At 74.9% G+C, this 11,130-nt stretch carries 10 protein-coding genes; 5 read left to right on the top strand and 5 right to left on the bottom strand.

Going from position 1 to position 11,130, the window contains the following annotated elements; genetic code table 11:
* Position 1: 1 nt before the first annotated feature.
* Entirely contained in the window at positions 2 to 805 is an 804-nt protein-coding gene (locus IEZ31_RS15670) for an Fpg/Nei family DNA glycosylase (protein ID WP_190250575.1), read from the bottom strand.
* Positions 806 to 873: 68 nt separating this feature from the next.
* On the opposite strand from IEZ31_RS15670, the gene IEZ31_RS15675 reads away from it, so the two are divergent.
* The 4 genes from IEZ31_RS15675 (at position 874) to IEZ31_RS15690 (ending at position 6,599) form a co-directional block, all read left to right on the top strand.
* Positions 874 to 3,144: an ATP-dependent RNA helicase gene (locus IEZ31_RS15675; protein WP_190250576.1), complete on the top strand. Its 2,271-nt coding sequence runs from the start codon at positions 874 to 876 to the stop codon at positions 3,142 to 3,144.
* 78 nt (positions 3,145 to 3,222) lie between these two features.
* Entirely contained in the window at positions 3,223 to 4,533 is a 1,311-nt protein-coding gene (locus tag IEZ31_RS15680; protein ID WP_190250577.1) for a DUF1254 domain-containing protein, read from the top strand.
* Positions 4,534 to 4,546: 13 nt separating this feature from the next.
* Positions 4,547 to 5,302 carry a hypothetical protein gene (locus IEZ31_RS15685; protein WP_190250578.1) on the top strand — a complete coding sequence of 252 codons (756 nt, stop codon included), beginning with the start codon at positions 4,547 to 4,549 and terminating at the stop codon, positions 5,300 to 5,302.
* Between the two features lie 76 nt (positions 5,303 to 5,378).
* Complete coding sequence (locus IEZ31_RS15690; protein WP_190250579.1) at positions 5,379 to 6,599, top strand: glycosyltransferase; 1,221 nt, start codon at positions 5,379 to 5,381, stop codon at positions 6,597 to 6,599.
* Between the two features lie 103 nt (positions 6,600 to 6,702).
* Here IEZ31_RS15690 and IEZ31_RS15695 read toward each other — a convergent pair whose 3' ends face one another.
* The 4 genes from IEZ31_RS15695 to IEZ31_RS15710 are packed head-to-tail and all read right to left on the bottom strand — an operon-like array spanning position 6,703 to position 10,206.
* Positions 6,703 to 7,905, bottom strand: coding sequence for an ABC transporter permease (locus IEZ31_RS15695; RefSeq protein WP_229835116.1), 1,203 nt, complete (start codon positions 7,903 to 7,905; stop codon positions 6,703 to 6,705).
* Positions 7,902 to 8,567: an ABC transporter ATP-binding protein gene (locus IEZ31_RS15700; RefSeq protein WP_190250580.1), complete on the bottom strand. Its 666-nt coding sequence runs from the start codon at positions 8,565 to 8,567 to the stop codon at positions 7,902 to 7,904. Before IEZ31_RS15700 ends, IEZ31_RS15695 begins: the two co-directional genes overlap by 4 nt.
* On the bottom strand, positions 8,564 to 9,631 hold the full coding sequence (locus IEZ31_RS15705; RefSeq protein ID WP_190250581.1) for a peptidoglycan-binding protein: 1,068 nt from the start codon (positions 9,629 to 9,631) through the stop codon (positions 8,564 to 8,566). Before IEZ31_RS15705 ends, IEZ31_RS15700 begins: the two co-directional genes overlap by 4 nt.
* On the bottom strand, positions 9,628 to 10,206 hold the full coding sequence (locus IEZ31_RS15710) for a hypothetical protein (RefSeq protein ID WP_190250582.1): 579 nt from the start codon (positions 10,204 to 10,206) through the stop codon (positions 9,628 to 9,630). Before IEZ31_RS15710 ends, IEZ31_RS15705 begins: the two co-directional genes overlap by 4 nt.
* A 128-nt stretch (positions 10,207 to 10,334) precedes the next feature.
* Between IEZ31_RS15710 and IEZ31_RS15715 the strand changes: the two genes are divergently transcribed.
* Entirely contained in the window at positions 10,335 to 10,991 is a 657-nt protein-coding gene (locus IEZ31_RS15715) for a response regulator transcription factor (RefSeq protein ID WP_190250583.1), read from the top strand.
* Positions 10,992 to 11,130 lie beyond the last annotated feature (139 nt).

An 11,130-nucleotide genomic window follows, 5' to 3' on the forward strand; every position in this document is an offset into this window, starting at 1 on the left:
CTCAGCCGGCCTGCTCGCGACTGCACCACCACGTGGTGCGGCCGCCCACCACGCCCCGGTGCATCTCGGCGCCGCACCTCGGGCACCTGCCGTCCGGGTGGCGGGCCGGGATCACCGACAGCACGTGGACGCCGCCGCCCTCGACGGCGGACGTGACCGCCGTCCGCAGCGCGCGCAGCAGGCGGTCGACCTCGGGCCGGGACAGCTCGTCCACCGGGCGGGCCGGGTGGGTCCTCGCCAGCCAGAGCGTCTGGTCGGCCAGCAGGTTGCCCACCCCGGCGACGGCCTCCTGGTCCAGCAGGCGGGCCTTCACCGGGGCCGTGCCGCGGGACATCATCGAGCGGAACTGCGCGGGGGTGATGTCGGCCGCGTCGGGGCCCAGGCGCTCCACCGGCGGGTCCAGGCGCACCCGGCCCAGGCGGCGCGGGTCCACCAGCAGCAGGGCCGTGCCGTCGGCGAACCGTAACGCGAACCGGGTGAAGCGGTAGTCGCCCTTCGCCCGGCCGCGCTCCCAGTAGTCGCCGCCGTCGATCTCGTCGCCGTCCGCGGCGGCGAACACCACCTTGCCGGACATGCCGAGGTGGATGCCCAGGACCGGGCCGTCGTCGTCGGTGTCGCACCACATGCTCTTGCCGCGGCGGTTGGCGGCCGTCAGCGAGCGGCCCACCAGGGCGTCGCGGATCTCGCCCGGGTGGTGCGGGCGGCACACGTACGTGTCCGAGTCGTCGACGTCCACGATGCGCCGCTTGAGGGCGTATCGCTCCAGGACGGCGCGAGCGGACTCCACCTCGGGAAGTTCTGGCACGTCGACGAGCGTAGTGTCCACGGCGTGCGGGGACGGATCTGGTTCGCGGGCGGCCCCGGCGGCCACCGATGATCCTGCCCGTCGCGCGGGTGGTTCCGCGGCTGCTCGACGTGCTCGACCGGGAGGCCGCGGTGCTCGTGGCGCCGCCCGGAAGCGGGAAGACCACGCTCGTACCGCCGGCGCTCGACGAGCGGTTCGGCGGCACGGTCCTCGTGGCCGAGCCGCGGCGGATCGCCGCCCGGGCCGCCGCGCGGCGGATGGCGCAGCTGCGCGGGGAGGCGGTCGGGGACAGCGTCGGGTATGCCGTTCGCGGCGACCGGCGGACCGGGCCCCGCACGCGGGTCGAGGTCGTCACCACCGGGCTGCTCGTGCAGCGGCTGCTCGCCGATCCCGAACTGGCCGGAGTGTCCGCCGTGGTGCTCGACGAGTGCCACGAGCGGCAGCTCGACACCGATCTCGCGTTCGCCTTCCTCATCGAGAGCCGGGCCACCATCCGGCCCGACCTGAAGCTGCTGGCCACCTCGGCCACGGCCGAGGCCGAGCGGTTCGCGGACAAGCTCGGCGGCACGGTCGTCGAGGCCGACGGCGGGCTGTTCCCGGTCGAGGTGCGCTGGGCTCCCCCGGACCGGCGGGCACCCCGGTTCCTCGACCACGTCGCCGCGACCGTCAAGCGGGCCTGGAACGAGACCGGCGGGGACATCCTGGTCTTCCTGCCCGGCATGGCGGAGATCGAGCGGATCCGCCAGCAGCTCCGCGGCACCCCCACCGCGGTCCTGCACGGGCGGCTGCCGGCCGCGCAGCAGGACCAGGCGCTCACCCCCGGGAACGAACGCCGCGTGATCCTCGCCACCGACGTCGCCGAGAGCAGCCTCACCGTGCCCGGCGTGCGGGTCGTCGTCGACGCCGGGCTCGCCCGCGTGCCGCGCGTCGACCTGGCCCGCGGGCTGGGCCGGCTGGTGACCGTGAACGCCGCCCGGGCCAGCGCCACCCAGCGGGCCGGGCGGGCCGCCCGCGAGGCGCCGGGGATCGTGTACCGCTGCTGGTCCGAGGCGGACCACGAGCGGCGGGCCGAGCAGCCCGAGCCCGAGGTGGCCACCGCCGACCTGACCGGGTTCGCGCTCGCCCTGGCCTGCTGGGGCGGCCTGCACAACGAGGCGCTGCCAGACCGGCCGCCCGAGGGGGCGATGCGGGTGGCGCGGCAGACCCTCGAAGCGCTCGGCGCCCTCGACGCGGCGGCCAGGGTGACCGAACGGGGCCGGAGGATGCAGCGGGTCGGCGCCCACCCGCGGCTCGCCCGCGCGCTGCTCGACGGGGCACCGCTGGTCGGCCGGAGGGCCGCCGCCGAGGTCGTTGCCGTGTTGAGCGAGGACGCGCCCACGACCACCGACGACCTGACCGCGGTGGAGCTGACCCCGGCGATGCGACAGGAGGCCGCCCGGCTGGGCCGCCTGGTCGAACCGGTCAGGCACGAGCACGGCCGCGAACGAGCGGCCGGGATCGTCGCGAGCCTCGCCTACCCGGAGTGGATCGCCAGGCGGCGCGGCGACGGCTACCTCATGGCCGGCGGCACCGAAGCGGCGCTGCCCGGACATTCGGCGCTGCAGGGCGAGGAGTGGCTCGCGATCGCGGCCGCCGACCGTCCACAGGGGAGCGTCAATGCGCGTATCCGGCTGGCCGCCCCGATCGACGAGCGGACCGCACGGGCGGCCGGACAGGCGCTCCTGTCCACCGCGGACGAGGTCACCGCGAACGGCGCCCGGCGGATCGAACGGCTCGGCGCCATCACGCTCACCGAGCGGCACATCGACGCGCCCGAGCTGATCGCGCAGGCCAGGCACGCCCGACGGCGCGCCCGGGGGCTGCCGTGGACCCCGCTGCGGCGGCGGATGGCGTTCCTGCACCACGCCGTCGGCGCGCCGTGGCCGGACGTGAGCGATGACGACCACCTGGCCGACGGCGAGATCGATCACGTACTGCAGGCAATGCTCCCCTGGCCCGCCGCCAAGGACCTCGACCGGCTCGCGCCCGAGCGGCTCACCGTGCCGAGCGGCTCGCAGCGCAGGGTGGACTACACCGACCCCGAGCGGCCCGTGCTCACCGTCAAGGTGCAGGAGGCGTTCGGCTGGCTGGAGACGCCGGAGCTGGCCGGCGTGCGGGTGGTCCTGCACCTGCTCTCCCCCGCCGACCGCCCGGTCGCCGTCACGCAGGATCTCGCCTCGTTCTGGCGGAACGGCTATCCGCAGGTGCGGGCCGAGCTGCGCGGCCGCTACCCCCGCCACCCGTGGCCCGAGGACCCCCTCACCGCCGAGCCGACCCGGAAGGCCAAGCCGCGCCGGTAGCCGAACGGGTCACCCGCGACCTCACCCGCTGACCCATCAACCGCACCGCACAGTGGAGGCTGGACGAGGGAGGCGCGTATGAGAGACGACCTGCCCGCGCTGGCCGCCGAGGCCTTCGGCTACGGCTACCCGTTGCTGTCCGGCCTCACCGCGGTGGAGCGCGACGTCACGACGAGTCCCTTCAACACGTTCACCCATCGACGCGGTCTCGCCACACCCGGCCCCCAATCCACCAACGCCAACGTCGACCTGCTGCACTCGACCGCCCAGCTGGACCTGTCCGGCGGCCCCCTCTGGCTGCGGGTGCCGGCGACCGGCGGCCGGTACCACGTCGTGCAGTTCATCGACGCCTGGACCGACAACTTCGCCTACGTGGGCAGCCGCTCCACCGGCGCCGACGAGCGGGAGTACCTGCTCGTGCCGCCCGGCTGGGCCGGCCGGGAGGCGCCCGGCGCCGAGATCATCCGGATGCCGACGATGGTCGCGACCCTGATCGCCCGGTTCGCCTGCGACGGGCCGGCGGACCTACCGACCGTCAACGCGCTGCAGGACGGGCTCTCGATCGAGCGGATGTACCCGCAGGTGCCGCTCGACGGGCTGCCCGCGCCCCAGTCCGGCGTGCCGGACGACGTGCTGTTCTTCGAGACGCTGCGGCGGTCGCTGGCGGCGTTCCCGCCGTCGCCGGCCGAGCGGCGCTACCAGCGGCGCTTCGGGCCGCTCGGGCTGTTCGAGCGCGGCAACTCGCCGTACACCACGATCCCCCGTGACGTCAGGAACGCCATGCGGGAGGGTCTGGAGCGCGGGCGCGACGCGCTCGAGGAGGCCGCCACCTCGGAGCACGCGAGCCTGGTCAACGGCTGGACCAACGACCTGCACACCTTCGACTACAACCTCGACTACTTCGAGGTGGGCACGATGGACACTCCCGAGTGGACGGTCCCCGACCGGGACCAGGCCCACCGGATGCGCGCGGTCGCGGCCCGCACCGGCCTGTGGGGCACCCACGCCTACGAGGCCGTCCACCCGACCGTGCACAAGAGCCTGACCGGCGAGCGGCTGACCGGCACCCGATCGCACACGATCCGTTTCGACCAGCCGCCGCCCGTCGCGGCGCAGTGGTCGCTGGCCCTCTACGACGCGCCGGACTCCCGGCTGGTGCCGAACGAGCTCGACCGGTACGCGGTCGGCAGCCACACCCCGGGCCTGCGCACCGACCCGGACGGCTCGGTCACGGTGACGATCCAGCACGAGCGGCCGGCCGACGAGGCGGCGGCGGCCAACTGGCTGCCGGCCCCGGCGGGCGGCTTCCGGCCGGTGCTGTGGATGTACCACCCCGCGCCGGCCGTCCTGCACAGCGAATATCGGCTGCCCCCGGTGGTGCCGGGATAGCACGATACGGGGCATGGTCACGCTGGACGGCGGGCTCGAGCCCCTGCGCGAACTGCTGACGGATGCCCCGCAGGAAACCCGGCGGCGGCTGTACCGCGCGATCGTCCGCCGCCGCCGCACGGACCTCGGCGACGGGCTGGTCGACGCGATCCGCGCCCGGTACGGCGACGACGAGGCCGCCCGCCTGCTGCCCGCCTGCGGCGCGGCGACGTCGCAGCGCCTGCTGCCGGAGCTCGGCTACGCGCTCGGCTCGTGGGAGCGCCTCGCCCGCCGCCACCCGGAGGCCGGCGTGCGGGTCGGCGGCCGGGACCGGCCGGCCCGGCGGCGCGTGGAGACGATCGTCGCCCGGCTGGGCGAGCAGGTCCGGCCGGGCGCGGCGGTGCGCGGCACCCTCGGTACCGCTGCCACCGCCATGTCCACCCGGGACGCCTTCGTGCCCGCGGCCGCCGGCCTGCTCCTCGCCGCGACCGATCCGGCCGCCGCCGGCGAGGTCGACCGGCTCGTGCGGCTCGTCGGCGACCGGCCGGTGCTCGCCGTGGGCATCGCCCGGGACCTCACCCGGCGCCTCGAACGGCACGAGCCGCTGCTCGCGGTCGCCGAGCGCCTCGCCGCCCGGCCGGGGACGGCCGACGGGCTGTTCGCCCTCGCCTACGCGGCGCAGGGGAAGCGGCTCGGCTGGCCGGCCGCGTGGCGCGAGCTGGTCGAACAGCTGCGCGAACATCCGGCCGAGGAGGTGCGGGACAGGGCCCTGGAGGCGAGGCTGGAGTGAACATCCCGTGGCCGGACGGCGTACACCTCGCTGCGACCGTCGTGCTGTCCGGTGGCCGTACCGCACCATGTCCCGCGTGAGGATTGCGCACTTCTGCGACAGCCATCCGGGCCGCACCGACGGGGTGGCCATCTCGGTCGAGACGACCGTCTCGCTGCTGCGGTCCGCCGGCCACGAGGTGCAGGTCTACCAGCCGGCGCCGCTGCTGCGGGGCCGCGACGAGCCGTGCGGGGTGCGGTCGGTGCCGGTCCCGCTGCGCAACATCCGGGTCGGCGTGCCGCGCTTCTCCGGCATGCGGCCGGTGCCGCAGATCGTGCACATCCACACGCCCGGCCCGGTCGGGATCGGCGGGCTGCGGTACGCGAAGGCCCACGAGATCCCGGTCGTCATGACCTGGCACACGGACCTGCTCGCGTACTCCGCGCACTTCATGGAGATCCAGGTCGGCGCCGCGCACGCCGCGCAGCGGCTCGGCCTGGGCTGGACCGCCCGCGACTACCTGCGGCTGGCCCGCCCCGGCACCGAGCGCCGCCTCCAGCTGGTGCGCCTCGGCCAGGAGTTCCTGGACCGCACCGCGGTCGTGATCGCGCCGTCGGAGAAGACGGCGGCGAGCTTCGCCGAGTTCGAACGGGTGCCTCCCGTGTGGACGGTGCCGACGTCGGTGGCGCTGGCCGAGTGCCCGCTGGGCCGCTCCGAGGTGCGCCGCTCGCTGCGGATCCCGGACGGCGTGCCGGTGGTCCTGGCGGTCGGCCGGGCGACCAGGGAGAAGGACCCGCAGCTGCTGCTCGCGTCGTTCGCCCGCCTGCTGCGCCACCTGCCGGACGCGCGGCTGGTGATGCTCGGCGTCAGGCAGCAGCGCCTGACGATCCTCCGGCTGGCCCGCCAGGCCGGGGTCGCGCACGCGCTGCGGATCGTGCGCCCGGTGCCACACTCGCGGATGGCGGCGTACTACCGGGCGGCCGACGTCCTCGCGTTCGCATCGACGACCGACACCCAGGGTCTGGTACTGCTGGAGGCCGAGCAGGCCGGCCTGCCCGTCGTGCTGGCCGACGCGGCGCTGGCCGGGCGGCCCGGCGAGGAGTCGCCGGGCCGGATGAGCACGGCGCCGGACGCCGACTCGTTCGCGGCCGCCCTGGCCCGCGTGCTCACCGACCCGGCCCTGCACCGCGCGGTGGCCGAGGCCGGCCGCGCCGCCGCCGAGTCGTACTCGACCCAGCGCTACCTCGACCACCTATTGGCCGCGTACGCCTTCGCCCGCGCGGCGCAGCCCGCCCCCGCCGCCCCTCCCATCCGCTGAACCCCGCCGCTCTCGGAATTGCGCGTCGATCTTGCAGTTGTGGTGCCTGACAAACCATGACATTCACGGAGTGTCCGGGCACCACAACTGCAAGATCGACGCGTTAGGGGGTGGACAGGGCCTCGGTTGGGGACAGGCGGGCGGCCCGGACCGCCGGGTAGAGGCCCGCGATGCCGCCGATGACCAGGGTCGCCGCGATGCCGCCGGCCGTGGCCCAGGCCGGGACGACGGCCGGCCAGTCGCGGGTCGCGGCGTACAGGCCCGTCACGCCGATGCCCAGCACCACGCCGCCGATGCCACCCAGGGCGGACAGCAGCAGCGACTCCGACAGGAACTGCAGCAGGATCTGGCCGCGGGTCGCCCCCAGGGCGCGCCGCAGGCCGATCTCCGGGCGCCGTTCCAGCACCGAGATGACCATCGTGTTGGCCACGCCAACGCCGCCGACCAGCAACGCCACCGCGCCCAGGCCGAGGAGCAGGCCGGTGAAGGTCTTGTCCGTGGCCTGCCGCGCGGCGAGCGCGTCGGAGGGGCGGGAGACCTTCACCTCGTTGGGCGCCTGCGGGTTCGCGGTCGCGGCGAGCACCGCCCGCACGTCCTCAACGTAGGCGTCCTTGGACCGCGTGTAGACCGTGGTCGCCGCGCCGTCGAAGTCGAAGTACGCCTTCGCGGCCTCCCAGCCGAGCAGGGCGGTGGCGTCGAGCTCGGGCGCCAGGGGTACCGGTGCCAGGATCCCCACCACGGTGAACCAGCGCCGGCCGAGGTAGACCTGCACGCCGTCGTTCACGGCCGCGATGCCCAGCCGGCGGGCGGCCGTCGCGCCGAGCACGACCGCCGGGTAGCGGGCGGTCGCCGCGTTGAGCCACACGCCGTCGGCCAGCTCGGCGCCGACCGTCGACGGCAGTGCCAGCTGGGCCGCGGCGACCGCGATCGAGCTGGTCTGGGCGGCCGGGATCTGGTCGCTGCGGTACACCCGGATCCCGCTCAGCTTGGCGGTCGCGGCGACGGCGGTGACCGGCCCGATCCGGGAGATCATCGGGATCGCCTCGTCCGGCAGGCTGGAGGACTCGCCGAACAGGTCGTTGCCCGGCGCGACGGTGAGCAGGTTGGTGCCCAGGGCGGCCAGCTGGCGGTCCAGCTCGGCCCGGCTCGACGAGGAGATGCCGACCACCGCCGTCATCGCGGCGATGCCGATCGCGATGCCCAGCGCGGAGAGGAACACCCGCAGCGGCCGGGTGCGCAGGCCGGTGCCGCCGACCCGGATCACGTCGGTCAGGAACAGCCGGGCGGGCTGCAGGGGCGCGCTCACGACGGCACCACCTCCCCGTCGCGCATGGTGATCTGGCGCGGCAGGCTCGCCGCGATCTCCTGGTCGTGCGTGATCACCAGGATCGTCGTCCCGGCGTGGTGCAGCTCCCGCAGCAGCTGCACGACGCCGGCCCCCGAGGCCGAGTCCAGGTTCCCGGTCGGCTCGTCGGCCAGCAGGATCGCCGGCTCGCCGACGACCGCCCGCGCGATCGCGACCCGCTGCCGTTCGCCGCCCGACAGCTCGTGCGGCAGGTGGTCGAGCCGGTCGCCGAGCCCGACCCGGCGCAGCGCGTCCTCGGCCCGGCGGCGGCGCTCGGCCCGGGACGGCCCCGCGTACAGCAGCCCGTCGGCCACGTTGTCCAGGGCGGACTGCCCGGCGGCGAGGTGGAACTGCTGGAAGACGAACCCGATGCGCCGGGCCCGCAGCGCCGACAGCTGCCGGTCGCGAAGGGTCGCGACCTCATGCCCGTCGATGCGCACGGTGCCCGCCGACGGCCGGTCGAGGGTGCCGATGAGGTGCAGCATCGTGCTCTTGCCGGAGCCGGACGGCCCGACGATGGCGGCCAGCTCCCCCGCCTCCACGGTGAGGCTGACGTCGCGCACGGCGACGACGCCGCCGGGGTACTCCTTGGTCACGTCCTCCAGCTGCACGACCGCGGTCATGAGGGCATCCCCACGACCGTGCCGTCGGTGATGCCGTCGCCGCTGACCTCGACCTTGCCGGCCGCGAACATGCCGGTCTCGACCGCGACGACGCGGGTCGTGCCGTTCTCGACGACCTGCACGCCGTAGCCGCCCTCGGCCAGCGCCAGCAGCGCCGCGATCGGCACCGCGAGCACGTTCTCCTTCCGCGCGGCGGTGAAGACCACCTCGCAGGTCACCTGGTCGAGGCCGGCGAAGGCGGCGCCGTCGTCGGGCACCACGGTCGCCTGGATCTTGGTCGTGGCCGGGCTCTGGCCGTCGGCCGGCTTGATGACGGTCTCGACCTGGCTGATCTTCGCCGGGACCGTCCTGCCGTCGGGCAGCTTCACGGTGACCGCCGCGCCGACCTTGGCCAGCCGCTGCAGCGCCACCTCCAGCTCGACGGTCACGACCGGGCCGGTGCCGGTGTAGGTGAGCAGCGTCGTGCCGGCCTGGTCGCCGACCGCCGCCTTCCGCTCCTGGATGCGCACCGGGCCGGACGCGTAGACGATCCGGCCCTGCTCGACCGTGCCGGTCTTGGTGATGCCGAGGTCGCCCTGCCACTTGCGCACCGCGGCCGCGGTCGACGCCGTGTACTCGTCGTCGACGGTGAAGCCGGTGTACCCCAGCGCCGCCAGGTTCTGCTCGAACTGCTTGACGTCGGCGCCCTCGACGCCGGTGGCGAGCGTGCGGTACGCGGGCAGCGCCCCGTACAGCAGGACCACCGGCGTGTCGTCGACCCGGAACATCGCCTGGCCGCGCTGGACGGTCGCGCCGGCCGCCGGCAGCTCGGTCACCGTGCCCTGGAGCCGGCCCGCGACCGACTTCGTGTCGCCGTGGCCGACCTTGCCGTCCTCGGTCTGCGTGTCGACGAGCGTCTGCTTGCTCACCTTCGCCGTCTTGGCCGGCGTCTGCGAGCCGCTCTGGGCGTTGGACTCCCGGTCGGGCAGGCCGAGCGCGGCCGCCGTCACGGCGCCGGCCGCCGCGACCGCCACCGCCGCGACCACGACCTTGCCGGCCCGCCCCCGGCGCCTGCTCCCGCTCATTCGCCGCGCTCCTCGGTCTTGGGCCCGTCGCTGCCGCGCGGTCCCGGCTGGTACTGCTGGCACTGCTCCTCCGCCTTGCGGAACTCGTCGCTCTTCGGGTCGACGCCGAGCGCGTTGGCGTCGATCGCGATGCCGCCGTCCTCGCTCGGGTCGGGGAAGTTCGGCACGCCGTTGTCCCGCATGCACTGCGCGAACTTGCGCATCTGCTCCTGCATCTCGGGGTTGGGCTTCATCGGCTCGCCGCCGTTGGGCATGAACTGCTTGCACTCCTTCTGGGCGGCCTCGACCTTGTCCTTGTCGACGCTCTCCGGGATCGACATCTGGACCCGGCCCTCGTCGATCTGCGGGTCGTCCATCGCAATGCCGTGCTCGCGCATGCACTTGGCGAAGTTCAGGAAAGCCTCCTGGTCCCGCACCGGGTCCCGGTCGCCGCTCCCGCCGCCCGGCGTGGCGCTCGCGCTGGGCTTGCCGCCGTTGGCCGAGGCCACGCCGTCGTCCTGGTCGCCGGAGCGGGCGCAGCCCGCCGCCCCGAGGGCCAGCAGCAGGCCGACGACCAGCGCTGTCCTGATGCGCATGGTGCGCTCCTTTCGAAACGGCCGGCGGACGCCGGCCACGTCCCGCAGTCAACCGAGGAGCACGTCACCGGGCCGTAACCGCGAACGTTGACGCCGAGTTGACGGCCGGGCGCGGGACCATGGGAGGCATGCGGATTCTGGTGGTCGAGGACGAGCCGCTGCTCGCCGAGACGGTGGCGCAGGGCCTGCGGCGCGACGCCCACGCGGTCGACGTGGTCCACGACGGTGGCGCCGCCCTGGAGCGGCTCGGCGTCAACGACTACGACGTCGTCGTGCTCGACCGCGACCTGCCCGTCGTGCACGGCGACGACGTGTGCCGGGAGCTGGCCCGGCGCGAGTCGGCGGCCCGCGTGCTCATGCTCACCGCCGCCGCGGACATCGACGACCGGGTCGCCGGGCTGGCCCTCGGCGCCGACGACTACCTGCCCAAGCCGTTCGCGTTCCGGGAGCTGTCCGCCCGGGTCGCGGCGCTGGGCCGCCGCGCCCGCCCGGCCGTGCCGCCGGTGCTGGAGCGCTCCGGGATCCGCCTCGACCCGCACCGCCGGGAGGTGTACCGCGACGGCCGCTACGTGCCGCTGTCGCGCAAGGAGTTCGCCGTCCTGGCCGAGCTGCTGCGGGCCGGCGGCGCCGCCGTCTCCGCCGAGCAGCTGCTGGAGAAGGCGTGGGACGAGAACGCCGACCCGTTCACGCACACCGTGCGCATGACCATCCTCAAGCTGCGCCGCAAGCTCGGCGACCCGCCGGTCGTGCACACCGAGCCGGGAGTGGGGTATCGCCTCGCATGAACCGCATGACCATCCGCACCCGCCTCACGCTCGTGTACGGCGCCCTGGTCCTCGTCGCCGGCCTGGCCCTGCTCGGGATCACCTACCTGCTCGTCTACGCCCGGCTGCAGGACTCCGTGGTCTTCGCCGGCACCCGGGA

The organism is Dactylosporangium sucinum (genome assembly GCF_014647515.1).
Lineage (GTDB): Bacteria > Actinomycetota > Actinomycetes > Mycobacteriales > Micromonosporaceae > Dactylosporangium > Dactylosporangium sucinum.